Below are 25,552 nucleotides of genomic sequence, written 5' to 3'. Positions count from 1 at the left end.
CTAGCAGGAGCCCGCAATGAACATCAGCCTGCATTTCGAATCGCGCCTGCAGGCCAGCCCGGAACAGCTCTGGCGATGGATCACCTCGGTGGATGGGATTCTCCGCGAGATGCGCCCGCTGTTGAGCATGAGCGTACCGCCCGGTGTCCGCAGCCTCGCGGACCTCGAAGTGGAGCCGCGGCGGCCGCTGTTTCGCAGCCGCATGCGCCTGTTCGGCGTGCTGCCGCTGGGCACCTCGCAACTGACCCTGCTGGAGCTGACGCCCGGCCAGGGCTTCATCGAACAGTCGCCGATGACCGGCATGCGTCTCTGGCGCCACGAGCGACGCATCCTGCCGAGCCCCGGTGGCGCGGGAGAATGCCTGCTGGTCGATCAACTGACCGTGCGCCCGCTGTTCGCCGCCGGGCTGGTACGCTGGTTCCTCACCCGCATCTTCCGTCACCGCCACCGGGTGCTCGGCCGGCAGTTCCGCGCCGCCCCGCGGTGACCCTCGACTACGCTGTGGAGGACGCCTGGCCGCGTCCCCCACGCCCTTCTGGAGAGCAGCACAAGGACCGCTCATGAATCGCATCAAGCACCTGCTCAAGGACCTCGCCATCCTGATCCGCGCCAACCTCTGGCTGATCCCGGTGATCGCCGCCCTGGTCGCCGCGGTGTTCTATTTCGTCGCCCCGCCACCGCCGATGAGCGCGACCATGGCTACCGGCGCCGAGGGCGGCGGCTATGCCGTGTTCGCCGGCAAGCTCCGGGAGAAGCTCAGGGAGCAGGGCTTCGAACTGAAGCTGGTGCCCAGCGCCGGCTCGCGCGACAACCTGGAGCGCCTGCTCGGCGACGGCGAGGTCGACATCGCCCTGGTGCAGAGCGGCCAGGAACGCCAGCTCGACGCCAGGCAGGTGCGCCGGTTGCAGACCCTCGGCGCGGTCTACCAGGAACCGCTCTGGCTGTTCCACCGCAGCAACGTGCACATCGACCGGATCAGCGACCTGCTGCACCTGCGCCTGGCCATCGGCAGCGATGGCAGCGGCACCCGCGCCGCCACCGAGGCGATCCTGCAGGCCAACGATATCGCCCCCGGGCATTATCCGATCACCTGGGAAGCGCGCGGCGGCAACGCGGTGGCAGACGATCTGCTGGCCGGCAAGCTGGACGCCGCCTTCCTCGTCGGGCCGGCGGAGAACCCGGCGATCCAGAGGCTCGCCGACAGCGACCAGCTGCGCCTGGCCAATTTCCGCCGCAGCGCCGCCTACGAGGCGCGCCTGCCGTTCCTCAAGCGGGTCGAGGTCGGCGAGGGCCTGCTCAACCTGCCGCGCAACGTGCCGGAACGCAACATCAGCACCCTGTCGCCGGTGGCCACCCTGGTGATCAACGAGCGCTTCCACCCGGCGCTGGTCCCGCTGGTGCTGGAGGCCGCGCGCGAGGTGATGAAGGACGGCACGCTGCTCGACAAGCCCGGCGCCTTCCCCAGCGCCGAACCGCGCACCCTGCGCCTGCACGAAGACGCCGAACGCTACTACAAGAGCGGCCTGCCGCTGCTGCAGCGCTACCTGCCGTTCCGCATCGCCTCCCTGGCGGACCGCTACATCATCCTGCTGATTCCGTTCATCGCCATTCTCATTCCGCTGATGAAGTCCATCGGCCCGCTGTACCGCTGGCGCATCCGCGCACGCATCTACCGCTGGTACCGCTACATCCGCGACATCGACCGCAAGCTCGACAGCGGCACCGACGCCGAGCAGCTGAGGAGCGAGATCGAGCGGCTGGAGAAGCTGGAGAGCGAGCTGAACACCGTGGAGGTGCCGCTCTCCTACTACCACGAGCTGTACGAGCTGCACCTGCACCTGAACTTCGTGATCAGGCGCCTGCACGGCCTGCAGGAACGCCAGGCGACGCAGGCAGAAGCCGGCAACCTCGGGTAAACTGGCCGATCCGCGGGCGCGCCAGCAGCGTGTCCCGCAGCGTCGCGGAAACCTGCGCGGCGCCGCCGATTACCTGAAAGGTCGAACCTGACATGCCGATCCATCACGCCATCGTCCACCTGATCGAGAAGAAGCCCGACGGCACCCCGGCCGTGCTCCACGCGCGCGACGCCGAGCTGGGCGACTCCCAGGCCATCGAGAACCTGCTGGCCGACCTCAACGAAAGCTACAACGCCAAGAACAAGGCCTGGGGCTTCTTCCAGGGCGAGTCCGGGGCCTACCCGTTCAGCGGCTGGCTCGGCGAGTACCTGGAGGGTGACCGCGACTTCGTCGGCTTCAGCCGCGAAGCGGTCGAGCACCTGCAGAAGCTGATGGAGGAGTCCAATCTCTCCACCGGCGGCCACGTCCTGTTCGCCCACTACCAGCAAGGCATGACCGACTACCTGGCGATCGCCCTGCTGCACCACAGCGAAGGCGTGGCGGTGAACGAATCGCTGGAAGTCACCCCGTCGCGCCACCTGGACCTCGGCCAGTTGCACCTGGCCGCGCGGATCAACATTTCCGAATGGCGCAACAACAAGCAGTCGAAGCAGTACATCTCGTTCATCAAGGGCAAGGGCGGGAAGAAGGTCTCCGATTACTTCCGCGACTTCATCGGCTGCCAGGAAGGGGTCGATTCGCCGAGCGAGACGCGTACCCTGCTGAAGGCCTTCAGCGACTTCGTCGAAAGCGAGGACATGGCCGAGGAACAGGCCCGCGAGAAAACCGAGACGCTGGTCGACTACGCCACCTCGCAGGCGCGCATCGGCGAGCCGATGACCCTCGACGCGCTCTCCGAACTGATGGACGACCAGCAACCACGGGCGTTCTACGACTACATCCGCAACAAGGACTACGGCCTGTCGCCGGAAATCCCGGCGGACAAGCGCACCCTCAACCAGTTCCGTCGCTTCACCGGCCGCGCCGAAGGCCTGTCGATCAGCTTCGAGGCGCACCTGCTGGGCTCAAAGGTGGAGTATGACGAAGAGCGCGACATGCTCATCATCCGCCAGTTGCCGACCCAGTTGAAGGACCAGCTCAAGCGGCGCAAGGACTGAGCCGCGCCGCCCGGGAGCGCCGCCGGCGCTCCCCTTCCCTCCTCAGCCGCAGGCCCAGTCGAAGCGCATGTCGCGGAAATCGAGCTGGGCGTTGCCGCCGCCGAAGTTGTAGCCGCCCAGGTATTCCTCGAACTCCACGTAGAAGGGACTCATCTCCGGCACGCCCTGCACCGGACGCATGGTGCCGCCGATATGGTTCGGCAGGTGCCCTTCCACCCAGGGATGCTCGCGGTAGTTGTCGCGCTCGATCTTGCCGTCCAGCCAGTAGTGCGGCAGCTGGTAGCCGCCGTCGCCGTATTCGCTGGGCACCACCCCGGCGTTGGGATCCTGCACCCGCGCCGTCCAGCGCAGCGGGTAGCGCTGCTGGTGGCCGGCCGCCGGGCGGCCGCCGAGTGCACGCAGCAGGTAGTAGTCGTCCTCCGCCCAGTCCGGCACGAAGCTGGCCGCCGAGCCCGCCTCCAGCCATTGCGGCGGCTCGGTCTGCGCCAACAGCGGGTTGCCCGCCGGCAGCGCCGGCGGCTGGCAGGGCGCGCCGCTGAATTCAGCGGCGTCGAGCAGGATCACCGCATAGGCGCCGCCGAGGATGTCCTCCATCCGATGCAAACGCGGATGGCTATTGCGCCCGGCCTCCCAGAACGGCCGCAGTTCCGCTTCGGCCGGCGGTTGCGCGGGCGGATCGATGAGCATCTCGCGAATGCCGTCGACGCTGGTCGGTCCACCGTCGTTCTGGTCCGGGGCGAGGGAGAAGAAGCTCAGCGCGACGATCTCCGGGCCATGCACCCGGTAATCCTCCGGCAGCAGCAGGGTGAAGCCGTGCATCAGCGGATAGCCGGTGTCCGGATCCAGCGGCCACTGCTCAGGACGGATACCCGGCGGCAGGCCGAAGCACCAGCCGTGGTTGGCTTCGCCGGCATGCGCGGCGTCGTTGACGATTTCGATGTCGTAGGCGTTCATGGCCACTCCCTGGTCGGTTTTTCCTGTTCCCGGCCACGCCGGCCGGGCTCCGCAGTGTAAGGCGGCACGCGCCGCAGGCGAAGGGTTTTCAGCCCAGGCCCACGCCGAGCGCCATCGAGCAGGCGCCGGACACCAGTCCGGCCAGCCCGGTGAGGACGATGGACGAATGCACCATGCTCGCCCCCGCCACGCCCATTACCAGGCACAGGTTCGACACCAGGCCGTCGTTGGCGCCGAGCACTGCGGCGCACAGCTTGGTGCCGGCGTCGCGGTCCGGCCTCGCCCCGGGCAACGCGCACTGCGACGGATCGGCGTCCGGCCGCGGCAGGGGGGGGGCCCGCCGACATGCCTCAGCGCGCCTCGATGCGGAAGCCCAGGCGCGGGAAGTGCACATGCACCGTGCCGGCACGCGGATCCTCGCGGCGCAGGATGAGTTCTTCGCTGCCGGCGAAGAGCAGCTCGCCCTGTACCGCGTCGACGCCGTAGTCGGTGGCGGCGATGGCCACCGCCTGGCCGGGCAGGAAGCCGTTGGGATCGTTGAAGGATTCGTCCGGCAATGCCGCGGGCTGGCTGCCGCGGGCCACCTCCAGGGCTTCCTCCGCGCTCATCTCGGCCGGCGCGCCGTGGCCGAAGCCGAGCACCCGGCCCAACCAGGCCTGCACCTGCGGATAGTCATCCACCAGCGGCGCGGTGACCGGCGTGCCCTTGAGGAACCACAGGCAGTGTGCCACGGCGAAGTCGGCGACGGATGGCTCACCGAACAGGAAGTCGCCCTCCTCGCGCGCCAGCTGGCGTTCCAGCCGCGCCATGAAGCCCGGCCACTGGTGGCGCGCCTGCTCCAGCGACAGGCGGCTGGCGCTGCCGCCGCTGAACAGCTGGCTGCGGTCGGCCATGAAGGCCTTGAGGAATTCCGGCGGCAGCTTGCCGAAGCGCACGGCGATGGATTCCGGAGCGAACACCAGGCTCACCGCGTGCTGGAACAGCACCGCATCGGCCCATTGGGCGAAGCTCGCGGCGGTCATCTCCCGGCCTTCGGGAAACAGCGCCGGCACCGCCTTTTCCTGCTCCAGGCGACGGGCGATCAACGCGGTATCGCAATACACGTCGGCGCCGACCTGCAGCACCGGGGTCTTCCGGTAGCCACCGGTCAGCGCCACCAGGTCCGGCTTGGGCATCACCGGCGGAATCATCACCGAGCGCCAGGACAGTTGCTTGAAACCGAGCAGCAGGCGCGCCTTCTCGGCGAAGGGCGAAGTGGGATAGTGATGCAGGATCAGCTCTGACATGGGCGCCTCCGGGCGGATGTGAAACACCAGCTTAGCGCGGCGGGGAAAACGCGCCTATGACAATCCGGGACATGAAGCGCAACCCATCGCGGAGGGCGATGACGCCCCCGCGGCGGATCCGCTCAGTCCAGCCGGCAGCCTTGCCGGGTGATGGTCATCCGCCGGTACGTCGCGCGCGGCGCCGCGCGCGCCTCCAGGGCGGCGAGGAAATCCTGCGGTCGGTCCAGCGGCAAGCCGGTGAGGAAGGAAGTATCCAGCTCCCACCAGCGCGAGGCGAGCAGGCGCTCGACGATTTCCGGCGGATGCCGGTAGCGGATCACCTGCGCCGGCGTGCCGGCGACGATGGCGTAGGGCGGCACGTCGCGCGTCACCACGGCACGCGTGGCGATGATCGCCCCGGTGCCGACCTTGACCCCCTCCATCACCATCGCGCTGTGTCCGATCCAGACGTCGTGGCCGATCTCCGCGTAGCTCGGCGCCGGCTCGTAGCGCAGCGCGGTGCCGGTGTGCTGGAACGGATGGCTGCTCACCCAGTCGCTGGGATGGGTGTGTTTTTCCTGGCCGATGAAGCAGTCCGAGCCGATCGAGCAGAAACGCCCGATGGACGCCACCAGAGACAGGTCGGTGCCGCTGCGCACATAGCTGTAGGCGCCGATCTCCAGCCTCGGCGGGACGATGCGCAGGTGGCCAAGTTCGACGCGCTCCTCGAGCACCAGCGTGGTGCGCTTGCCGACACTGGCCGGGCCGCCGGCGAGCTTGCAGCCGCGGCGGCGGATCCAGCGTTTCCACCAATGATTCTTCAGGTAACCCACGAATACCCCATGACCGCAGATGAACGTCCTAGATTGCCGGCTCGCCAACCTCGCGCAACACCGGTACACCGACCAACAGGCGCTCCTTGGCGCGCTTGCTCAGGGCCTTGATCGCCCGCTCGCGGCGCAGGGCGTCGCCCTTGCTGGCGCAGGCCTCGACGTAGACCAGCGCGCGTGCCGGGCTGGAATGGAAGAAGCGAGCGCCCTTGCCGCTGCAGTGGGTATCGAAGCGACGCAGCGGATCGTCGCTGATGCCGCAATACAGCGCGCCGTTTGCCGCCCTTACCAGGTACACCGACCAGCTCTTCCCGAGCGCCACCGTGGCGGCCGTCGCCTCACTCACTCCAGACCCGCTCCCGCATCCGCTCGCAATATGCCACCAGGCGCGGATAGCCGCGCGCCACATGGCTGAGCGGAGTATCCAGGGTCGCCTCGATGAGGTTGGCGAGGATACCGTAAGCGGCGGCATCGGCGCTGCACGGATGTTCGCCGCCGTAGTACGGGACCTGGCCGAGCAGGCCATCCAGCGCATCGAGGTCGTCGCGGGCGAAGGCCAGCAGTTCGTCCCGGCTGTGGGCGCCGAGGCCCTGGGCCTTGAGGGTATGGCCCACCCTGCGGCGCATCAGCGCCGCCACCGCGTCGCGCACGCCGAACGGCAGCGCGCCGAAGAACACCGGCTTGAGCACCCGCCAGCTGTCCTCGTCGAACCAGCGGAAATACAGCATCAGGTAGTACAGGTGTTCGTCGCACAGACGCGTGATCGCCCGTGCCCAGCCCTTGCCGCGGGCGTCCAGGCCGGCGTCGAGGGTGACCCCGTAACGCTCGTCGAGGGTACGGATGATGATTTCGCTGTCGCCGATCGCCTCGCCGTCGATACGCACGTAGGGCAGCTTGCCCTTGGGTGCCTTGCGCGGATCGCGGACGACCTTCACCTGGTACTCCAGGCCGGCCAGGCGCAACCAGGTTTCCAGCTTCAGGCAGTAGGGACTGGCATTGGGAACGTTGAATGCGGCGGGGAACTGGAAGAGCGTGATCATCGCGGCGTCCTGCGGGTTGTCCGCGGCGAGCTTAGGAGATTATCCGCGCTTCGGCCACCGCCAGCCTCAGCCGGCCGCCGGATGGGCTGCCTGGTAGGCGGCCAGGCCCTTGCGCGCCTGCTGGCGGATCGCCCGCTGCAGCGGCGGCGTCCAGCCCAGCAGCAGGCCCGTGAGGCCGAGCGCCTGGCGGCTCCAGCGCCACAGGTCGAAATGGTCGCGATGCTCGACGATCAAGCCATCGGCGAAACGGAAGCGGGCTTCGATGCGGTTCTCTACCCTGCGCCCGGTCTGGGTGAACAGGTAGTGGGCCACCCATTGCGCGCGCCCCTCGTTCCCGTCGGCGCGGACGTCCGCGTAGTCCAGGCGGAAATCCCGGGCCCGGCTGGCCAGCAGGCGCCACATGTCGCCTACCTCGCGCCCGCGCAGCTCGCCGAAGGCCGGGTCGTGGAAGGTCGCCTGCGGCGCGTAGCAAGCCGCCATGGCCTCGCCGTCGAGGCGCTGGAAGGCCTGGTAGAAGCGCTCGATCAGTTCGGCGTTGGGATGGTCCATGGGGGCTCCCTTGCGGAGAGTGGAAGTTCATCCGGCGTCCCCGCACGGGAACGCCGTTGCCGCCCAGGCCGGTTCAGCCGAACCACTCGCGGGCGCTGCGCCACAGGCAGATGCCGACGAAATAGGCCGAGGCGGCGAACCACAGGCCGAGCAGGAGCGGCAGGTCGGCCGGCTGCTGGACGATCAGCAGGCCGCTGCTGATCAGCCAGACGAAGGTCACCGCGATGTTCAGCGGCATGAACTGGCGCACGCGGAACGGGTGGAGGAACTTCATCCGGGTCAGGGTCAGGGCGGCCAGCACCAGCACGGTGGCGAGGTTGACCCAGGGGTGCAGGTCGAGCACGTAGAAGTACACCGCCACCACGTTCCAGGCGGCCGGGAAGCCGACGAAGTAGTTGTCGGTGCTCTTCATGTTGACGTTGCAGAAGCAGAACAGCGACGAGACCAGGATCACCCCCACCGCCAGCAACTCGAAGTGCTCCGGCAGGGGAATGTAGCGGTAGATGAAGATCGCCGGGATGAACACGTAGGTCAGGTAGTCGATCACCAGATCGAGTACCGAGCCGTCGAAGTGCGGCAGCATCTCCTTGACTTCGTACTTGCGCGCCAGGGTGCCGTCGAGGCCGTCCACCAGCAGCGCCACGCCGAGCCAGAGCAGGCAGGCCTGGGGTTTGTTGTCGACCAGCGCGAGCAGGGCCAGCAGGGCCAGGATCACGCCGCTGGCGGTGACGGCGTGGACGCCCCAGGCCTTGGCTTTGTTGATGGGAGTCATCGATAGGTTCACGGGCATTTCTCTTGTTCGGTGTTCGGCATGACACGTCGCTCTATAGTGCACCGGCACCGGTGCGTCTGTCTGTTATCGGATTGTCGGTGCTGGCGAGAGTTCAGCCAGCCCCCGCCGGTCAGCGGATCGGCGGCGCATAGTGCAGGCCGCCGAGATTCCATTGCGCGTTGAGCCCGCGCGGCATCTTCAGCGGGCTGCCGTCACCGACGTTGCGGGCGAAGATCTCGCCGTAGTTGCCGACCTGGCGCACCATCTGCACCACCCAGTCGCGCGGCAGCTGCAGGTCCTTGCCGACGTCACCCTCGCTGCCGAGCAGGCGGGCGACGTCCGGGTTGCGGCTGTCCCTGGCCTGGCGCTCGACGTTACTCGAGGTGACGCCCAGTTCCTCGGCATTGAGCAGGCCGTACAGGGTCCAGCGGACGATGTTGAACCAGGCCTCGTCGCCCTGGCGCACGGCCGGGCCGAGCGGCTCCTTGGAGATCACTTCCGGCAGCACCACGTACTGCTCCGGCTTGGCCAGCTTCAGGCGCTGGGCGTAGAGCTGCGACTGGTCGGAGCTGAGCACGTCGCACTGCCCCGCCTCCAGGGCGCGGGCGCTCTTCTCGTAGCTGTCGTCGAGGACCGCCTTGTAGCGGATGCCGTGGGCGCGGAAATAATCCGCCACGTTCAGCTCGTTGGTGGTGCCGGACTGGATGCACACCGTCGCGTCCTTCAGCTCGCGGGCGCTGGACACGCCGAGCCGGCGGTTGACCAGGAAGCCCTGGCCGTCGAAATAGGTGACGCCGGTGAAGTGGATGCCCAGCGCGGTGTCCCGCGCGCTGGTCCAGGACGTGTTGCGCGACAGCAGGTCGACCGTGCCGGACTGCAACGCGGAAAAGCGTTCGGTGGTGGACAGCGGGGTGAAGCGCACCTTCCCGGCGTCGCCGAACAGCGCGGCGGCCAGCGCCCGGCAGAAATCGACGTCGAGGCCCTGGTAGCGGCCCTTGGCGTCAGCGTAGGAGAACCCCGCCAGGCCATCGCTGACGCCGCACTGCAGGTAGCCCTTGCGCTTCACCGCATCCAGCGTCGCCCCGGCCTGGGCCGTGGCGCTGGCGCCGAGGCAAAGGGCGGCCAGCAACAGCCAGGTACCTTTCATTATCGTCATCTGTTCGCCACTCCCTTCGCCCCTCGTCCCGTAAGCTGCGTACCCGGCCCGTCACCGAACTGTAACCGCAACCGCCGCGGCACCGGCAGGGGCTGCCCGCCACGAGGCGACGACGGGCGACGAACGGTGTGCCCGGCGCACTTCCCTTAGCAAAGCGCATCCGCGGGGAATTGGCGAATGTCCGGACTCCGGCAACCCGCCGCGCCGAGTTGGCGGCGGGGCGGCATCGGCGAAAGACGGTGGCGCGGCGTTATGCGGAGGACGCTTTCCTCTTCCGCGTCCCACTCGCCTTCAGCAGCCGCTGCTCCCTGGCGCACACCGGGCACCAGGACCCGCGCAACACCGCCGCGCCCATGGCTTTCCATTCATGGCCCTGGCGACAGCGGAACGAATAGCGCCAGTTCAGCCCGGCGAACCTGTCGACCAGGCACTCCCCGCCGTGGCGGGCAGCCTGGGCCTCGAGCTGCTGCAACCTGTGGTCCTGCGTGGACTGGCGATGACAATGGGGGCATTGCGCCCGCCGAAGCAACTGCTCGCCCGTCCGCAACCAATGGTGCCCGGCCGGGCATCGACAGCGATGGCCCGCCTTGCTTCCAAGCCAACCCGCTTCCAGGCAGGTTACTCCCGCCGCACGGGTGGCATCGGACAGGCGCCGGTTGCGCAGCTCCGCCGCACAGGTCGGGCAGGCGTCGGTCCTGGCGCGGGCAAGCGCATCGGCGCTCCTGTCGAAGACATGGCCTTGCCGGCAACGGAAGCGGTACTTGCGCGACCAGCCTTTCCATTCATCGTCCAGGCATTGCAATTCATACCGCAGCAGGAGTTCCCGGAACTTGCCCGAGTCCAGGGCGACGGCAGCGGCATGCGACGCAACGTCACTCCGCCGGGTAGGCTGGCTCCCCTGCATCCCTCAGTTCTCCGCCGCTCCCAACGGCCCGCTGGCGATCAGGCTGGCACCGCAGGCCGTCTTCATCCCGTGCAGGGCCACCGGCACCCCGTCCACATCCAGCAGTGCGCTGCCTTCGATAATGGGGAAGGTCCCTTTGCACAAGGGGCAAACCACCTGGTGGCCAACCCCGGCCATCGGCTTACCGTTGAGATCGGTCTGGCCGAACGCTTCTATAACCGTGCCACCGTGGTCGGTGCTATCACCGAGCCGGACGATATCCATCGTTGTCCTCCTCACTCTCCATCTGGTCGACCCACCCGGTCAGCCGGTTCCCCGACCTGGCTGCGCATCGCGCCCTCCGCTGGGAGGAGCACTCTGCCCACCTCACTCCGCTGCGCTCCAGGCCAGCACGCCCGCCGCGAAAGCTTTCCGTTCCAGCCTGGGTCCAGGGACACCGGCAAGATAGTCGCGCCAGGCACGCTCCAACTGCGCGCCGTCGATAACACCCGCCGAAGCCACGAAGGCGGCGGCGTCCTCGCGGGCATACGCGTATTTCTTGAATACGAACATTCCTTCGAACGGCCGGGTATCGCTCACATAGCCGGACCCCATCGTCGTCAACAAGGGCGGAACGAATGTCGTTCCCAAGGTAGCCTGCGCACTGAATTCCCCCAGGTCGAACGAAGAATCGGCCCAGCAAAGCTGGCTGAACAGCGCAATACAGAAGCCCCATGCATATTCCGAACATCCTGTCCTTGTCATCTGACGAAAACTCCATCCGAGGCGGGAAACCATCGATCTACAAATCGTCCAGCCAGTCGCTCCTAGGCTTGAGGCTGCTCAGAACTCTTCCAGGGCATAGTCTTCGCCGGGCGGCAACCGGGTCGTTAGTCGACTGGCGGTCTGCGGCAGCAGGTCGACGCCGAACGGGTCGTGAGCGGGCTTCTTCCCCGGGGTCGGCGAGCTGATGCCGATCAGGGTCGCCTGGTCCTTGCGCCGCAACGGCATCACCATGCTGCTGTCGCCGTTGAGGTAGCTGGCCATGGTCGCCAGGGCGATGCCGACGAAGGGCGAGGCGGCGCCGGTGTCGCCCAGGCGCTGGGTCAGGTCGTAGCTTTCCCGCGAGTCCAGCAAGTCCAGCAAGTCCAGCAAGTCCAGCGAACTCTGCGCGGCGCCCAGCGCCGGGGTGAGTTCGGCCAGCGGCGTGGTGTTCAGCCCACCGTCGTAGAACAGCCGGGCGGGCGCCGGCCTCAGCCCGGCACTGGCCGTCTTCCAGGCAGCGGCCAGTTGCGCGGTGAGGGCTTCGCGCTTGAGGCGTTCGCCGGTGTCCGGGCGGGTCAGCGGCACACTCACCGGCCGATGCAGCCTGGCCAATACCGGCAACGCATCCCACTGCTCCAGGGCGCGCGCGGTCCAGGGCTGAGGAATGAACCGCGTGGGGCGGAACTCCACCGGCGGCTTGCGCCAGCCCCAGCCACGGAATTCGGGGTCGATCCGGTTTTCGTTAACCTTGGTGTAGGGGGCGAACTGGCGTAGCCAGTCGACCCGCTCGGGGCGGCCGACGATCAGGGCGACCATGGTGTCTGTGAGAGCTCCCGACACGCGAGGTCCGGAACCTCCTCCTAAAGACTTCCCAGAGACATTTTTACTCGATAAGGCCCATGCCATATTGATCCCTTCGTTGGCATATACCAGTACCGCAGGCAGATCAGGATGATGCTCGAACAGACGGAACAAGGTTTCTAATACCCCCTCGGGGGTATCGTTGCAGATGATGCCATCTTGCAGGTTAGCAATACGGTGCCAATGCAGCCCCGCCGGAACACGGAGATCATTGACTTTTACCGACAGGCTTTCCCGTGTTTCTTCGGGAGTGAAGCGTAGGTTAGGCGTGTTCGAATCCCAACCACGCACCACCGTCACCGTCGGTATCGGCCATTTCTCTAGGAAGTTTTTCAGCCCCAGCTCTAAGGCGTCCGCTTGGCGCTTCTCATACGCCATGTCCTTGTCATCCGCGGACGTCGGATACTTCTTCGGGTCCATCGGCAGGATGCTGCCGACATGCAAGGCCTCAGTCTGCGCAGCGTTCTGCTCCTGCAAGGCCTTCCACACCTGCCCCTGGCGAAACACATCCAGGCTCATGCCTATGCTGAGCACATCCAAGGTTTCCAGGCGTGGAGAAGTTTTCGGAGCGTGATAAGCATCAGCGGACATGGTGGCCTCCTTGGCCGGGGGGTAGGCGGTAACGGACGTCGCCGGACTGGCGAAGCAGCGCAACACCGAAAGGTCCGTTCCGCTCGCCTGCGACGCCGAGGCACTGGTCGCCACTCCCGCTGCGAACAGGCACGACAGCAGCCTTCCCTTTCGCCTCGCTCCCACGCTATCCACTCCTGCCCGCTCCACTACAGGTCGTCCAGCCAGTCGATACCGGGTTTGAGGCTGCTCAGGAACTCTTCCAGGGCATAGTCTTCGCCGGGCGGCAACCGGGTAGCGAGCCGACTGGCGGGCGCCGCAGGGGCGGCCGCTGACGGCGGACCGTCGCCGCTGGCGGTCTGCGGCAGCAGGTCGACGCCGAACGGGTCGTGAGCGGGCTTCTTCCCAGGCGTCGGCGAACTGATGCCGATCAGGGTCGCCTGGTCCTTGCGCCGCAACGGCATCACCATGCTGCTGTCACCGTTGAGGTAGCTGGCCATGGTCGCCAGGGCGATACCGACAAAGGGCGAGGCGGCGCCGGTGTCGCCCAGGCGCTGGGTCAGGTCGTAGCTTTCCCGCGAGTCCAGCAGGTCCAGCGAACTCTGCGCGGCGCCCAGCGCCGGGGTGAGTTCCGCCAGCGGCGTGGCGTTCAGCCCGCCGTCGTAGAACAGCCGGGCGGGCGCCGGCCTCAGCCCGGTACTGGCCGTCTTCCAGGCAGCGGCCAGTTGCGCAGTGAGGGCTTCGCGCTTGAGGCGTTCGCCGGTGTCCGGGCGGGTCAGCGGCACACTCACCGGCCGATGCAGCCTGGCCAGCACCGGTAACGCATCCCACTGCTCCAGGGCGCGCGCGGTCCAGGGCTGAGGAATGAACCGCGTGGGGCGGAACTCCACCGGCGGCTTGCGCCAGCCCCAGCCACGGAATTCGGGGTCGATCCGGTTTTCGTTGGCCTTGGTGTAGGGGGCGTACTGGCGTAGCCAGTCGACCCGCTCGGGGCGGCCGACGATCAGGGCGACCATTGCATCGGTAAGCTTTCCAGGTATCCGCGGGCCTGACACGGCGCCTAGTGACTTCAACGTTACATCTCTACTGGAAAGCGCCCCCGCCATACTGATGCCTTCATTGGCATACACCAACACTGCTGGCAAGTCAGGGTTGCGTTCGAACAAACTGAACAACGCCTCCAGTACTCCTTCAGGCGTATCGTTACAGATAATACCATCCTGCAAATTGGCAATCCGATGCCAATGCAGTCCAGCCGGCGTTCTTAGATTATTGACCTTGACCGATAAGCTACGCTTCGTCCTTTCTGCGGAGAATCGTAAGTTCGGCGTGCTCGGATCCCAGCCACGCACCACCGTCACCGTCGGTATCGGCCATTTCTCCAGGAAGTTTTTCAGCCCCAGCTCTAAGGCGTCCGCTTGGCGCTTTTCATATGCCATATCCTTGTCATCCGCGGACGTCGGATACTTCTTCGGGTCCATCGGCAGAATGCTACCGACATGCAACGCCTCGGCCTGCGCATTCTGCTCCTGCAAGGCCTTCCACACCTGCCCCTGGCGAAACACATCCAGGCTCATGCCTATGCTGAGCACGTCCAGGGTTTCCAGGCGCGGCGAAGTTTTCGGAGCGTGATAAGCATCAGCGGACATGGCGGCCTCCTTGGCCGGGGGGTAGGCGGTAACGGACGTCGCCGGACTGGCGAAGCAGCGCAACACCGAAAGGTCCGTTCCGCTCGCCTGCGACGCCGAGGCACTGGTCGCCACTCCCGCTGCGAACAGGCACGACAGCAACCTTCCCTTTCGCCTCGCGCCCACGCCATCCACTCCTGCCCGCTCCACTACAGGTCGTCCAGCCAGTCGGTACCGGGTTTGAGGCTGCTCAGGAACTCTTCCAGGGCATAGTCTTCGCCGGGCGGCAACCGGGTAGCGAGCCGACTGGCGGGCGCCGCAGGGGCGGCCGCTGACGGCGGACCGTCGCCGCTGGCGGTCTGCGGCAGCAGGTCGACGCCGAACGGGTCGTGAGCGGGCTTCTTCCCAGGCGTCGGCGAACTGATGCCGATCAGGGTCGCCTGGTCCTTGCGCCGCAACGGCATCACCATGCTGCTGTCACCGTTGAGGTAGCTGGCCATGGTCGCCAGGGCGATACCGACAAAGGGCGAGGCGGCGCCGGTGTCGCCCAGGCGCTGGGTCAGGTCGTAGCTTTCCCGCGAGTCCAGCAGGTCCAGCGAACTCTGCGCGGCGCCCAGCGCCGGGGTGAGTTCCGCCAGCGGCGTGGCGTTCAGCCCGCCGTCGTAGAACAGCCGGGCGGGCGCCGGTGTCAGTGTGGCGCTGGCCGTCCTCCAGCCGGCGGCCAGTTGCGCGGTGAGGGCTTCGCGCTTGAGGCGTTCGCCGGTGTCCGGGCGGGTCAGCGGCACACTCACCGGCCGATGCAACTTGGCCAATACCGGCAACGCATCCCACTGCTCCAGGGCGCGCGCGGTCCAGGGCTGGGGAATGAACCGCGTGGGGCGGAACTCCACCGGCGGCTTGCGCCAGCCCCAGCCACGGAATTCGGGGTCGATCCGGTTTTCGTTGACCTTGGTGTAGGGGGCGTACTGGCGTAGCCAGTCGACCCGCTCGGGGCGGCCGACGATCAGGGCGACCATTGCATCGGTAAGCTTTCCAGGTATCCGCGGGCCTGACACGGCGCCTAGTGACTTCAACGTTACATCTCTACTGGAAAGCGCCCCCGCCATACTGATGCCTTCATTGGCATACACCAACACTGCCGGCAAGTCAGGGTTGCGTTCGAACAAACTGAACAACGCCTCCAGTACTCCTTCAGGCGTATCGTTACAGATAATGCCATCCTGCAAATTGGCAATCCGATGCCAATGCAGTCCAGCCGGAACACGGAGATCATTGACTTTTACTGACAGGCTTTCCCGCGTCTCCTCCGGAGTGAAGCGTAGGTTAGGAGTGCTCGGATCCCAACTACGCACCACCGTCACCGTTGGTATCGGCCATTTCTCCAGAAAGTTTTTCAGCCCCAGTTCCAGGGCGTCCGCTTGACGCTTTTCATACGCCATATCCTTGTCATCCGCGGACGTCGGATACTTCTTCGGGTCCATCGGCAGGATGCTGCCGACATGCAAGGCCTCGGCCTGTACCGCATTCTGCTCCTGCAAGGCCTTCCATACCTGACCCTGGCGAAACACATCCAGGCTCATGCCTATGCTGAGCACATCCAGGGTTTCCAGGCGCGGCGAAGTTTTCGGAGCGTGATAAGCATCAGCGGACATAGCGGCCTCCTTGGCCGGGGCGTAGGCGGTAACGGACGTCGCCGGACTGGCAAAGCAGCGCATCGCGGAAAAGTCCGTACCGTTCGCCTGTGACGCCAGGGCGCTGGCCGCCACTCCCGCTGCGAACAGGAGCAACCTTCCCTTTCGCCTCGCGCCCACGCCATCCACTCCTGCTCGCTCCACTACAGGTCGTCCAGCCAGTCGGTACCGGGTTTGAGGCTGCTCAGGAACTCTTCCAGGGCATAGTCTTCGCCGGGCGGCAACCGGGTAGCGAGCCGACTGGCGGGCGCCGCAGGGGCGGCCGATGGCGGCGGACCGTCGCCGCTGGCGGTCTGCGGCAGCAGGTCGACGCCGAACGGGTCGTGAGCGGGCTTCTTCCCCGGGGTCGGCGAACTGATGCCGATCAGGGTCGCCTGGTCCTTGCGCCGCAACGGCATCACCATGCTGCTGTCACCGTTGAGATAGCTGGCCATGGTCGCCAGGGCGATACCGACAAAGGGCGAGGCGGCACCGGTGTCGCCCAGGCGCTGGGTCAGGTCGTAGCTTTCCCGCGAGTCCAGCAGGTCCAGTGAACTCTGCGCGGCGCCCAGCGCCGGGGTGAGTTCGGCCAGCGGCGTGGCGTTCAGCCCACCGTCGTAGAACAGCCGGGCAGGCGCCGGTGTCAGTGTGGCGCTGGCCGTCCTCCAGGCGGCGGCCAGTTGCGCGGTGAGGGCTTCGCGCTTGAGGCGTTCGCCGGTGTCCGGGCGGGTCAGCGACACACTCACCGGCCGATGCAACTTGGCCAATACCGGCAACGCATCCCACTGCTCCAGGGCGCGCGCGGTCCAGGGCTGAGGAATGAACGGCGTGGGGCGGAACTCCACCGGCGGCTTGCGCCAGCCCCAGCCACGGAATTCGGGGTCGATCCGGTTTTCGTTGACCTTGGTGTAGGGGGCGTACTGGCGTAGCCAGTCGACCCGCTCGGGGCGGCCGACGATCAGGGCGACCATGGTGTCTGTCAAGGTTCCCGGTACGCGAGGGCCAGAACCGCCCCCCAAAGATTTCAAAGTTATATCTCGGCTTGATAAAGAGCCGGCCATATTTATTCCATCATTGGCATATATCAAAACTGCTGGAAGGTCTGGATGACGCTCGAAAAGGCGAAACACTGCCTCCAGTACTCCCTCAGGTGTGTCATTACAGACGATGCCATCTTGCAGATTCGCAATGCGATGCCAATGCAGTCCCGCAGGAACACGTATGTCATTAACCATGACCGATAAGCTTTCCTGCGTTTCCTCTGGGGTAAAACGTAGGTTAGGAGTACTCGGGTTCCAACCACGCACCACCGTCACTGTTGGGATAGGCCATTTTTCCAAAAAATTCTTCAGTCCTAACTCCAGTGCATCAGCCTCGCGTTTCGAATAAGCCATATCCTTGTCAGACGCAGAAATCGGATACTTCTTCGGGTCCATCGGCAGAATGCTACCGACATGCAAGGCCTCGGCCTGTATGGCATTTTGCTTCTGCAAGGCCTTCCACACCTGCCCCTGGCGAAACACATCCAGGCTCATGCCTATGCTGAGCACGTCCAGGGTTTCCAGGCGCGGCGAAGTTGTCGGTGCGTGATAAGCATCAGCGGACATGGTGGCCTCCTTGGCCGAGGCGTAGGCAGTAACGGACGTCGCCGGACTGGCGAAGCAGCGCATCAAGGACAGTGGCGACTCAGCCGCCTGCCCCACAGTGCAATTCAAAAGGACACCGACAAAAGAGAGAACGAAGAGCATCAAGCGCATTAGATCGGCCCTCCAAAACGTACCGGTTGTTCGTGATAGCGGTCCAGGATGGTTTGCGTCGCCACCAAAGTGGGTAGGCTATTGCCTACTATTGAAGGGAAGTTTCCAGATTTTCGGTAAATCACTGCAGAGTCAATCAACTCTCTATTTTCATATTCTTCGGCACGATATAGTGCGTAAAGCTCTTCATCGGGAAGATCAACTTCAGAGTCCGCTTGCTCATTTATTCCTCCTCGCGGGGCTCTCCAATCCAACCGCCAATCCGCCACCCGACACAGATACTGATAGAAAACCACATCATCCACGCTGTCCCCGGCCCCGATGGCCAGGTCATAGGCCAGTACCCGCCGGCTATGCTCCGGGTTGTTGGGTATGGCCGAGTGGAACGACAAGGGCTCCAGATGGCCCTCCGCCGTCTGCAGGCGCAGCCGGGCCTCGTAGGGAGTTTCCGCGCGGGTGACGAGAACCATGCCGGTACCCAGTTCACGAGCGGAAAACACATGGGTCTGCTGGGCCAGTTCCTTGCCTTCGTTCAACGCCCTTTCCACGCTGCGCGCGTCGCGCCCGTAGCGGTACGCCAGCGCGGCGTCCACCTGTTGCGCGACGGCGTGCCCGCTGTCCTTCTCCTTCCAGCCGCCGTTGCTTACGCCGATGGCGGCGTCGATCGGATCGAGGGTATCGCGCACCTGATAGACGCCGCTGGCGGAGTTCTCTCCCGGCGCCGTGACGGTTCCGTCGAAATCGAATCGCGCTTCCGTCGGCAACGGCAGACGCGGCGCGGTCAGCAGCACGCTGTCGCCCTGGTCGAAGTTCGCCCGGCCGAATCTGTCCTTGCCGCCCAGCCCGGTGTCTTCCCAGGTCTTCTCGCCGGCCAGCAGAAGAGGGTAGACATGGGGAGGGGCGTGCCCGCCGATCTTTTCCTTCTCGCCATTGCGCTTGCGTACGGTGAAGATGCGCTGGTGAAAACCCTGCGGCAGCCCGGTCCTTCCCGGGAGCCCGTTGACCTGCTCAGCAATGCCGCGCCAGCCGATACCCTGGACGTTGGCAAGTCCCACCGTCTGGTCCTGGGGCGTGAAGTACAGGTAGACGCTGCCGCGATTGTCGCGCTCGTCGAAGCTGAGCCGTTCCCCGTCGATGCTCGTCTGGCAGCCCTGGCCACCCACCCAGCCGGGGCCGCCTATCGCGCCATAGCCTTGGCAGTTGCGCAACGCGACGCTGCTCAGCGCGGGGACCGGATGGCGTCGGCCGCAGATGAACTCGAGGATGCCCTTGAGCGTGGCCAACCGCGCCTCGCGAGTCTGCTGGCCGTTCCAGTTCTGGAACTTCTCGTTGAGGGGTTCGAACAGGCCGTAGGGGGAGTTGAGCATGATCACCCCGTCCGCCGGCGCCACGCCGTCGTCCTTGAGGAAGGCATGTGCCAGCAGGGTCAACAGGGTGCCCTGGCTGTGCCCGACGACATTGATGGTGTCGTCGGGGTAACGCTTGCGGATGATCTTGATCAGCATGGCCAGGCGCATGGCCGCCAGGACCATGTACTTGCGCCCCGCCGCCGAAAACAGCGGATGGGTCATGGTGCCGCCGAACCAGTCCAGCGACACGAAACCGAACAGCTTGCCGTTGAAGCCCTGGCCCCACATGTCCGGCAGGTTGGTGGTGGCATTGACGAACTGCCCGCCTTCCTTGGTGCCGGACTTGTCCAGCCGGTTGCCGTTGCGGTCCAGCCATTCGCCGTGGGCCGCGGTCTTGTTGATGTATTGCTCTTCCTCGCGGAAGCCCCAGTAGAAAGGTACGACCACGCTGCGTACGGCGGCCCCGCCGGCGCCACTGGCGAAGTTGCGCCGGTAGTAGACGGCGTCGGGGTTCTCCGCCTTGCCTTCGTCGTCCGCCGGCAGGCTGTAGCCCGCCGGCGTCAGGTAGCCGGGATTGGCCTGCCCGCCGGGCAAGGTCGGCGGCATGTCCAGGCGCTCGTTGAGTCCCTGGCAGAGCCCGCGCTCGATCCGCTCGTAGCAGCCGGCGAGATCGTTGACGCCATGCACCACGATGGTCACGCAAGGCTTGGGCGGAGGCGGCACCAGGTGCACGTCGCCGCCCTTGGGCAGGGTGATGGACTGGGCAGAGACGATCGTCCTCGACCGAACCCTAACGTTCATGGTTTCTCTCCTTGCCGCTCCTCGGCGTTGCGTCTTGCCAGGCAGGTCGCGTCATCGAGCAGCAACCAGTTGCCAGGTTCGCCGGCCAGGCAGAATTCGACGGCGATGCTGGAAACCGTTTGCCGGTGCCGACGGCTGCGCTCGTTGAAATGAATGAACGCGTTGTAGCTCCCTCCGGGCTGCAAGCGCTCCGGCCGGCGCAGGAGCGCGCTGGAGCCGGGATAGTCGCCGAATACCTCGATCTCCCCGGCACGCCACCCCGGAGGGAGTTCGATCCGCCACAGCGTTTCCTGGCAACGGCTGCCGACCCGCCGACATACCGAAACACGGGTGATCTCGACGTCGTTGGTTTCCGCCAGCAAGGGGCGTAGATCCAGTGTCACGCGCCCGGAGCCGGCGTACACCGGGATCTGCGGCGGCAGTTTGGAAACGGCCAGGGCCTGGACGCTTTCCAGGCCGAGCAGACAGACAATGAGCAAGGTCTTGCATTTCATCGGTCAGTATCCCGTTGGGAAGTTTTTCAGTACGCCAGCGAACCTGCTGTTTGCAGAGGCTTCCCCGAACTCGTTCTTCTCGAGGAAATAATCTCGAACGATGTCTCCCTGCTGTTCGATGTTGTAGTCCTTCAACGTCTTTCCCGGCTCCAACCGGTAGGCGTACTGGTCGCCCAGGAGAAACTGCCTGGCTTGCTGGTAGGCCCCCACCATAAGGACGTTGACGCCATGCTGGTGCTGCCAGACATGGGTCATTTCGTGGATGAACAGGCCCTGGCGCTGCAGGCTCTCCAGGCTCCAGTCCGCCACGCCGCGCAACTCCTCGCCGAAGTAGATGTGGCCGTTCGGCGCCATCACGTAGTCCTTGCCCTGCCAGGGGACATAGTCCTCGTCGCGCAGGCGGACCGTGGAATAGTCGATGGAATCGCCGAATACGCCTTTCGCCAGGCTGATTTCCCCTTCGCTGAGAGCACGTCCGGCCTCGGCGTCGGGGCCACCCAGGAGCTTGCCGAGGGCAACCGCCGCGCCAACCGCCGCCGTTATCCCGGCAACTGCGGAGGCGGGCGATTTCGCGTGTTTCATATCGACCTTGGCGATGTTCATCGCATCCTTCTGCAGCAACCGGGTGGCGCCTTCGGCGTCGGTGACGCCCTCGATGACCTCGCCGTTGGCCATGGTGATGGTATAAGGCACGTTGGGCATGGCCGTCTGCCCGTCCAGTTGCTTGAGGACGAACCGCCGCTGCGTCTCGCCCACCTCGAACTGCGGCAGCTCGGCTTCCAGGCTGGCCGCACCGACATGACTGTGCTTCGCCGCCTTGACCACGAAGTTGCCGGGCATGCCCAGCTCGATGTTGCCGCCCTTGAGGGTCAGGTAGGCGCCGCCACACATCAGGGTGATGTGCTCCTTCGCCGTGACCAGCACGTGTTTCTGGCTGGCGCTGACCTCCACGCTCTGCTCGGCCTCCAGGCGGATGTCGTTCTTCTGCGCCTGCAGCAGCATCGGCCCCTGGTGGGCGATCTGGCGCAGTTCGCCGCCCTGGGCGAACAGGCCGATGTCGCTGCCGGCGTTGACCACCACCTTCTGCCCGGCGGTCACCTGCTGGTTCTGCCGGGCCACGCTGTCGACGTGCTCGCCGGCGGCCAGGGTCAGGCTCGCCGGCGTCGCCGCGGCGATCCCCGCCGGGCCGCTCAGGGCGATCGCCGGCTTGCCGCCGACGCCCTGCCCGGGTTCGTCGTTGGCGCCAAGGCCGAGGTCGCGCACGGCTTCCTGGAGGCTCTGCTGCGGCGCCGCATCGTGCCCCACGCCCTGGTGCGCCCCAGCGTAGTCGCCCAGCTCGCGAGCCAGTTCCAGCGCCGCTTCCAGCACCTGCACCACCACGCCACGCTCGAGATGGCCGGCACCGGCCCTGAGCTGCTCCTCGGCGCTCAGCAGCAGGCCCCTGGCCGCACGCACCGCGCCATGTTCGTCTGTGCGCAGTTCGAAGCCCTCGCCGCGCGGCTGGCCGCCTTCGGGCCGAGGATGGGTCAGGTAGCCCAGGTGCAGCGCGCTGGCGCCGTGGTCGCTCATCAGCGCCGCACTGATCTGCGCCGTGGTGTCGTCGATGCGCAGTTCGTTGGCCCGGCTGCCCTTGTACTCCTTGCTCTTGATGGTGCTGAGGATCTTGTGGTCAGGCAGCGCGTAGGGCGGCCGGTTGGTCGCCCGGTAGGTGCGCCCGGTGATGATCGGCTGGTCGCAGTCTCCGTCCAGGTAGTCGACGATCACCTCCTGGCCGATCCGCGGGATCGCCATGTGCCCCCAGTCGGCGCCCGCCCAGTTCTGCGCGACGCGGATCCAGCAGGTGCTGAATTCGTCCGGACGGCCCTCGCGATCCCAGGGGAACCGCACCTTCACTCGTCCCCACTCGTCGCAATGGATCTCTTCCCCTGCCGGGCCGACCACCGTGGCGATCTGCGGACCGTCGATGCGCGGCCGGGGCAGCGGCTCGGGACGCCATTCGGCGTCCTCGGGCACCAGTTCGGCGCGCAGGTCGTAGCTCACCCCCAGAGGTGCGTCGGCGGACTCTTCCTCCTGGCCGGCATACTGGGTGCCGCGATGGACCACCCGCACCGGCCGCCACCAGGCGTTGAAGTCGGCGCGCGGATGACCGCTCAGCTCGAACGCGTGGCCCGGGATCAGCCGCGGGTCGTCGCCGCTGACGCAGGCCACCCGCGCGTCGCGCCGGTGCCCGCGCAGGCGGTTTTCGCTGAAGGGCCGGCCCGCGGCACTCTGCTTGTAGCGCCCGGGGTAGTCGTAGCGCTCGTAGGTCGAGCCCTGGTGCTCGAGCGCCTCGCCATGCAGGTGCTGTTCCTGGTCGAAGGTCGGCCGCTTGAAGCTGTAGTCGCGCTGGGTCTGCCGCGCCGTGCGGACGTTTTCGCTGTAGCGCAAGGCATGCAGCACCGGCCGCGGGTTGTCGCCCTCCGGCTGGGCGCTGAACAGCACCGGGCCGCCGGCGATGCGCTCCTGGACATAGAGCCGGTCGCAGCAGACCAGGGTGTGGCGCTGCTCGTCGAAGCGGAAGTAGTAGACCAGACCCTCCTCGAAGGCCAGCCGGTCGTGCAGGTAGCGATCGCTGTCGCCGGCCTGCACGCAGTATTCGCGCGGCAGATGCTCGTGGTAGATGCGCTGCTCGTGGTCGAGCACCTGGTGCTCTTGCAGCAACGCCTGGAGGATCTCCGGAACGCTCTTGTTCTGGAAGATGCGCCAGTTGGAACTCAGCTCCAGGCGCGCCAGCTGCGGCTCCAGCAGCAGTTCGTAGCGGGTCCGGCGAAAGCCCGAGGCCCCCTGGGTGAAGCGGCTGACGAGGCCATGGACGTAGCGGACGGGTCGGCCGTCCTGCCACAGGGTGAAGGTGCCCGGCTGGTCGAGCACCTGCTTGAAATCGACGGCGCGCCTGTCACTGGCCAGCTTCAGGTGCAGGCGGAAAGGCTCGCAGAGCGCTTCCTCCAGCTCGAACTCGACAACGTCGAACGCGAGCTTGCCTTCGCCGACGACGAAGGTGAACTTCAGGTCCCTTTGACGCATGGATCGTTCCCTGTTCCAGTGGCGGGCCCTTCCCGTTCCGTCGGGGGGGCCGGCCCATGCTACTACTGTTGCCCGGTCGACCTCCGGATGTCTCCCGGTCCGGGTCGATTCTGCGAAGCGCGGACGCTTCCGGGTGGCGGGGAGCCGCACGCGCGGCCGGCTCCCCGGACCCTCAGCCGGCGACCGGCGAGCGCCAATCGTCGGAACCGGAGGTGCCGGAGACTTCGTGGGTCCAGGTGATCTTGCGGTAGGTGAAATGCACGTCCTCCAGGTGGGTGAAGTGGGCGTTGCCCGGGTCCTGGCAGTTGTGCATGTAGTCCTTGATGTCGACGATGATCGCGTCTTCCAGGACGGTGGTGTAGTAGTGTTCCTGGGTGCCGGCGGCGGAGGTGCGGAACCACTGGATCTCGACCTTGGTCAGGCGCTCGCCCGAGGTCAGCGCGGCGAGCAGCAGCGGCGAGGCCTTGTCGAAGACCTTGGTGATGACCACCGGCTTGTGCACGCGCTGGCCGGTCGGCTGGCCGGACTGCGGGTCACGAGGGATGATCACCTCGTGGTTGAAGCCCTGGACCATCACCTGGTCCTCATGGCCCTCCTGGTAGGTGTTGCCGACCGAGTCCTCGGTGAAGGCGCCGGCAGTGATCAGGCCCTGCTTGGTGCCGGTGATGGACATATAGGCGGGTGTTGCCATGGATGCATTCCTTGTCATGTGGAGCCGGGACGACATGTCCTGGGCGCCGATTCCTAGACAAGGAACGTGCCATCTTCAGTAGAACCCTTTTGAATCAGTAACTTGGGTGAAACCCCTCAAGCCAGGGGGGCGCTTATTGGCGCGAAAACAGCAAAAATTGTGCAACTTCTTGCACACTGCTATGCAAGAAGTTGCACAGTCGCTTCCAAGCCACAAAAGACAAGGCTCACAGCGATCCATGCACAGCTTTTCCCGAAGTTATCCACCAAAAGGTTGCACACCAGCGCCAGTATTCTCCGGATGAAAAAAGGCTCCAGCGATCCTTCCGGAAAAGCCGGTTCGCGGATCGCATTGCCCTCGATCGGCGCCCTCGCCTGCCGCTCCCCGCCTCGCCCTCGCGGCAGCGCAGCAGCAGCTACTTCTGCGCACACCCAGCCGATGTCGTACCGCCAGCGAGACATCGATGAGGCGCTTTCCAGCGAGGGCGCGCCGGGTTCGCCGCCGGCGGCTTGGCAATCCAGCAATCTCTTGGCAGCATCGAACGCCGAGCATACGCTGCCGTCGAAGCGACGAGCCGCCGCGCACGCCAGCAATCTGGATGACGCGCCGCCACGGGAGCGCTGAAGAAACCACCGGACCGATGCAGGATCGCCTGAAGTCCTCCTGTCGCTGTTTGCGAAGGACCGGACATGCCCCGACGCAACGCGCAGCAGCACCCCATATGACATGCCGCACTCTCGGCATTTGCCCGTTGGGCAAAATAGCCCACTCGCCCCCATCTGGAGCCGTTATGAGCGAACCCCTGATCCTCGATGCCCCCAATGCCGACGCCTGCATCATCTGGCTGCACGGCCTGGGCGCCGACCGCACCGACTTCAAGCCGGTGGCCGAAGCCCTGCAGGTGGTCCTGCCGAGCACCCGATTCATCCTTCCGCAAGCGCCGAGCCAGGCGGTCACGGTCAACGGCGGCTGGGTGATGCCGAGCTGGTACGACATCCTCGCCTTCAGCCCGGCGCGGGCGATCGACGAGGACCAGTTGAACGCCTCCGCCGACCAGGTCATCGCCCTGCTCGACGAACAGCGCGCCAAGGGCATCGCCGCCGAGCGGATCATCCTCGCCGGTTTCTCCCAGGGCGGCGCGGTGGTCCTGCACACCGCCTTCCGTCGCTACGGCAAGCCGCTCGGCGGGGTCCTGGCGCTGTCCACCTATGCGCCGACTTTCGACGACCTGGCGCTGGACGACGACCTCAGGCGGACTCCGGTCCTGCACCTGCACGGCAGCCAGGACGACGTGGTCGCCCCGGCGCTCGGCCGCGCTGCCCATGACGCTTTGCAGGCGCAAGGCGTGGAGGTGGGCTGGCACGACTACCCGATGGGGCACGAGGTATCCCTGGAGGAAGTCCACGATATCGGCGCCTGGCTGCGCAAGCGCCTCTGACGC

The 25,552-nt window shown here is 66.1% G+C and carries 23 protein-coding genes and 2 pseudogenes; 5 read left to right on the top strand and 20 right to left on the bottom strand.

The genetic code is table 11. The features are described from left to right. The first annotated feature begins 16 nt into the window (after positions 1-16). The 3 genes from B7D75_RS05560 to yejK all read left to right on the top strand — a co-directional run bounded on the left by B7D75_RS05560 (position 17) and on the right by yejK (position 3,013). Complete coding sequence (locus tag B7D75_RS05560; RefSeq protein WP_012074533.1) at positions 17-487, top strand: SRPBCC family protein; 471 nt, start codon at positions 17-19, stop codon at positions 485-487. A 73-nt stretch (positions 488-560) separates the two neighbouring features. Beyond that, positions 561-1,916, top strand: a complete 1,356-nt coding sequence (locus B7D75_RS05555) for a TAXI family TRAP transporter solute-binding subunit (RefSeq protein WP_107113816.1) — start codon at positions 561-563, stop codon at positions 1,914-1,916. 92 nt (positions 1,917-2,008) lie between these two features. After that, a complete protein-coding gene (yejK, locus tag B7D75_RS05550; RefSeq protein ID WP_003092908.1) occupies positions 2,009-3,013 on the top strand; it encodes a nucleoid-associated protein YejK in 1,005 nt (334 codons plus the stop codon). Between the two features lie 42 nt (positions 3,014-3,055). Here yejK and B7D75_RS05545 read toward each other — a convergent pair whose 3' ends face one another. The 20 genes and pseudogenes from B7D75_RS05545 to B7D75_RS05450 all read right to left on the bottom strand — a co-directional run bounded on the left by B7D75_RS05545 (position 3,056) and on the right by B7D75_RS05450 (position 24,111). Further along, positions 3,056-3,967, bottom strand: a complete 912-nt coding sequence (locus B7D75_RS05545) for a hypothetical protein (protein WP_107113815.1) — start codon at positions 3,965-3,967, stop codon at positions 3,056-3,058. A 103-nt stretch (positions 3,968-4,070) separates the two neighbouring features. Then, a pseudogene (locus tag B7D75_RS05540) lies at positions 4,071-4,361 on the bottom strand (VIT1/CCC1 transporter family protein); the annotation flags it as partial. Next, positions 4,318-5,253 (bottom strand): glutathione S-transferase family protein, encoded by a 936-nt coding sequence (locus B7D75_RS05535; protein ID WP_012074529.1) that lies wholly within the window; start codon positions 5,251-5,253, stop codon positions 4,318-4,320. The gene B7D75_RS05535 and the pseudogene B7D75_RS05540, both read right to left, overlap by 44 nt. Positions 5,254-5,375: 122 nt before the next feature. Continuing rightward, the gene (locus B7D75_RS05530; RefSeq protein WP_012074528.1) at positions 5,376-6,065 is read right to left on the bottom strand and encodes a CatB-related O-acetyltransferase; all 690 of its coding nucleotides are present in this window, start codon (positions 6,063-6,065) and stop codon (positions 5,376-5,378) included. Positions 6,066-6,093: 28 nt separating this feature from the next. Then, positions 6,094-6,408 (bottom strand): GIY-YIG nuclease family protein, encoded by a 315-nt coding sequence (locus B7D75_RS05525; protein WP_003152939.1) that lies wholly within the window; start codon positions 6,406-6,408, stop codon positions 6,094-6,096. Beyond that, entirely contained in the window at positions 6,401-7,102 is a 702-nt protein-coding gene (locus B7D75_RS05520) for a glutathione S-transferase C-terminal domain-containing protein (RefSeq protein WP_012074527.1), read from the bottom strand. Before B7D75_RS05520 ends, B7D75_RS05525 begins: the two co-directional genes overlap by 8 nt. A 66-nt stretch (positions 7,103-7,168) precedes the next feature. Further along, positions 7,169-7,651 carry a nuclear transport factor 2 family protein gene (locus B7D75_RS05515; RefSeq protein ID WP_053813452.1) on the bottom strand — a complete coding sequence of 161 codons (483 nt, stop codon included), beginning with the start codon at positions 7,649-7,651 and terminating at the stop codon, positions 7,169-7,171. Positions 7,652-7,724: 73 nt separating this feature from the next. Then, complete coding sequence (gene pcsA / locus B7D75_RS05510; protein ID WP_023443016.1) at positions 7,725-8,441, bottom strand: phosphatidylcholine synthase; 717 nt, start codon at positions 8,439-8,441, stop codon at positions 7,725-7,727. A 112-nt stretch (positions 8,442-8,553) separates the two neighbouring features. Beyond that, complete coding sequence (locus B7D75_RS05505) at positions 8,554-9,579, bottom strand: amino acid ABC transporter substrate-binding protein (RefSeq protein WP_012074525.1); 1,026 nt, start codon at positions 9,577-9,579, stop codon at positions 8,554-8,556. A gap of 250 nt (positions 9,580-9,829) precedes the next feature. Beyond that, entirely contained in the window at positions 9,830-10,483 is a 654-nt protein-coding gene (locus B7D75_RS05500) for a hypothetical protein (RefSeq protein ID WP_033997054.1), read from the bottom strand. A gap of 3 nt (positions 10,484-10,486) precedes the next feature. Further along, positions 10,487-10,747, bottom strand: coding sequence for a PAAR domain-containing protein (locus B7D75_RS05495; protein ID WP_033997057.1), 261 nt, complete (start codon positions 10,745-10,747; stop codon positions 10,487-10,489). 102 nt (positions 10,748-10,849) lie between these two features. Next, positions 10,850-11,260 carry a DUF2388 domain-containing protein gene (locus B7D75_RS29705; RefSeq protein ID WP_228380088.1) on the bottom strand — a complete coding sequence of 137 codons (411 nt, stop codon included), beginning with the start codon at positions 11,258-11,260 and terminating at the stop codon, positions 10,850-10,852. Positions 11,261-11,264: 4 nt separating this feature from the next. Further along, positions 11,265-12,808, bottom strand: a pseudogene (locus B7D75_RS05485) (type VI lipase adapter Tla3 domain-containing protein). A 59-nt stretch (positions 12,809-12,867) separates the two neighbouring features. After that, positions 12,868-14,421 (bottom strand): type VI lipase adapter Tla3 domain-containing protein, encoded by a 1,554-nt coding sequence (locus B7D75_RS05480; RefSeq protein ID WP_322887930.1) that lies wholly within the window; start codon positions 14,419-14,421, stop codon positions 12,868-12,870. Between the two features lie 74 nt (positions 14,422-14,495). Further along, positions 14,496-16,052: a type VI lipase adapter Tla3 domain-containing protein gene (locus tag B7D75_RS05475; protein ID WP_407692173.1), complete on the bottom strand. Its 1,557-nt coding sequence runs from the start codon at positions 16,050-16,052 to the stop codon at positions 14,496-14,498. Positions 16,053-16,120: 68 nt separating this feature from the next. Next, the gene (locus tag B7D75_RS05470) at positions 16,121-17,713 is read right to left on the bottom strand and encodes a type VI lipase adapter Tla3 domain-containing protein (protein WP_311622000.1); all 1,593 of its coding nucleotides are present in this window, start codon (positions 17,711-17,713) and stop codon (positions 16,121-16,123) included. Then, on the bottom strand, positions 17,713-19,863 hold the full coding sequence (locus B7D75_RS05465) for a T6SS effector phospholipase Tle3 domain-containing protein (protein WP_107113814.1): 2,151 nt from the start codon (positions 19,861-19,863) through the stop codon (positions 17,713-17,715). The genes B7D75_RS05470 and B7D75_RS05465 overlap by 1 nt, the downstream gene beginning before the upstream one ends. Further along, positions 19,860-20,357: a hypothetical protein gene (locus tag B7D75_RS05460; RefSeq protein WP_012074521.1), complete on the bottom strand. Its 498-nt coding sequence runs from the start codon at positions 20,355-20,357 to the stop codon at positions 19,860-19,862. The genes B7D75_RS05465 and B7D75_RS05460 overlap by 4 nt, the downstream gene beginning before the upstream one ends. 3 nt (positions 20,358-20,360) lie before the next feature. Next, on the bottom strand, positions 20,361-23,420 hold the full coding sequence (locus B7D75_RS05455) for a type VI secretion system Vgr family protein (protein WP_058136892.1): 3,060 nt from the start codon (positions 23,418-23,420) through the stop codon (positions 20,361-20,363). 172 nt (positions 23,421-23,592) lie between these two features. Next, positions 23,593-24,111: an Hcp family type VI secretion system effector gene (locus tag B7D75_RS05450; RefSeq protein ID WP_012074519.1), complete on the bottom strand. Its 519-nt coding sequence runs from the start codon at positions 24,109-24,111 to the stop codon at positions 23,593-23,595. 102 nt (positions 24,112-24,213) lie between these two features. On the opposite strand from B7D75_RS05450, the gene B7D75_RS29310 reads away from it, so the two are divergent. Both B7D75_RS29310 and B7D75_RS05445 read left to right on the top strand, forming a co-directional pair. After that, entirely contained in the window at positions 24,214-24,735 is a 522-nt protein-coding gene (locus B7D75_RS29310; RefSeq protein WP_162600465.1) for a hypothetical protein, read from the top strand. Positions 24,736-24,901: 166 nt separating this feature from the next. After that, positions 24,902-25,549: an alpha/beta hydrolase gene (locus B7D75_RS05445; protein WP_043103461.1), complete on the top strand. Its 648-nt coding sequence runs from the start codon at positions 24,902-24,904 to the stop codon at positions 25,547-25,549. The last annotated feature ends 3 nt before the right edge of the window (positions 25,550-25,552 follow it).

Origin of the sequence: Pseudomonas paraeruginosa (assembly GCF_003025345.2) — a bacterium.
Lineage (GTDB): Bacteria > Pseudomonadota > Gammaproteobacteria > Pseudomonadales > Pseudomonadaceae > Pseudomonas > Pseudomonas paraeruginosa.
This window is presented reverse-complemented; position numbering and strand designations above follow the sequence as displayed.

Bases quoted from the DNA above. Each gene is read 5' to 3' on its own strand.
- B7D75_RS05560 (WP_012074533.1), top strand. From the start codon at position 17: ATGAACATCAGCCTGCATTTCGAATCGCGCCTGCAGGCCAGCCCGGAA.
- B7D75_RS05555 (WP_107113816.1), top strand. From the start codon at position 561: ATGAATCGCATCAAGCACCTGCTCAAGGACCTCGCCATCCTGATCCGC.
- yejK (WP_003092908.1), top strand. From the start codon at position 2,009: ATGCCGATCCATCACGCCATCGTCCACCTGATCGAGAAGAAGCCCGAC.
- B7D75_RS05545 (WP_107113815.1), bottom strand. From the start codon at position 3,967: ATGAACGCCTACGACATCGAAATCGTCAACGACGCCGCGCATGCCGGC.
- B7D75_RS05535 (WP_012074529.1), bottom strand. From the start codon at position 5,253: ATGTCAGAGCTGATCCTGCATCACTATCCCACTTCGCCCTTCGCCGAG.
- B7D75_RS05520 (WP_012074527.1), bottom strand. From the start codon at position 7,102: ATGATCACGCTCTTCCAGTTCCCCGCCGCATTCAACGTTCCCAATGCC.
- B7D75_RS05515 (WP_053813452.1), bottom strand. From the start codon at position 7,651: ATGGACCATCCCAACGCCGAACTGATCGAGCGCTTCTACCAGGCCTTC.
- pcsA (WP_023443016.1), bottom strand. From the start codon at position 8,441: ATGCCCGTGAACCTATCGATGACTCCCATCAACAAAGCCAAGGCCTGG.
- B7D75_RS05505 (WP_012074525.1), bottom strand. From the start codon at position 9,579: ATGACGATAATGAAAGGTACCTGGCTGTTGCTGGCCGCCCTTTGCCTC.
- B7D75_RS05500 (WP_033997054.1), bottom strand. From the start codon at position 10,483: ATGCAGGGGAGCCAGCCTACCCGGCGGAGTGACGTTGCGTCGCATGCC.
- B7D75_RS05495 (WP_033997057.1), bottom strand. From the start codon at position 10,747: ATGGATATCGTCCGGCTCGGTGATAGCACCGACCACGGTGGCACGGTT.
- B7D75_RS29705 (WP_228380088.1), bottom strand. From the start codon at position 11,260: ATGGTTTCCCGCCTCGGATGGAGTTTTCGTCAGATGACAAGGACAGGA.
- B7D75_RS05470 (WP_311622000.1), bottom strand. From the start codon at position 17,713: ATGCGCTTGATGCTCTTCGTTCTCTCTTTTGTCGGTGTCCTTTTGAAT.
- B7D75_RS05465 (WP_107113814.1), bottom strand. From the start codon at position 19,863: ATGAACGTTAGGGTTCGGTCGAGGACGATCGTCTCTGCCCAGTCCATC.
- B7D75_RS05460 (WP_012074521.1), bottom strand. From the start codon at position 20,357: ATGAAATGCAAGACCTTGCTCATTGTCTGTCTGCTCGGCCTGGAAAGC.
- B7D75_RS05455 (WP_058136892.1), bottom strand. From the start codon at position 23,420: ATGCGTCAAAGGGACCTGAAGTTCACCTTCGTCGTCGGCGAAGGCAAG.
- B7D75_RS05450 (WP_012074519.1), bottom strand. From the start codon at position 24,111: ATGGCAACACCCGCCTATATGTCCATCACCGGCACCAAGCAGGGCCTG.
- B7D75_RS05445 (WP_043103461.1), top strand. From the start codon at position 24,902: ATGAGCGAACCCCTGATCCTCGATGCCCCCAATGCCGACGCCTGCATC.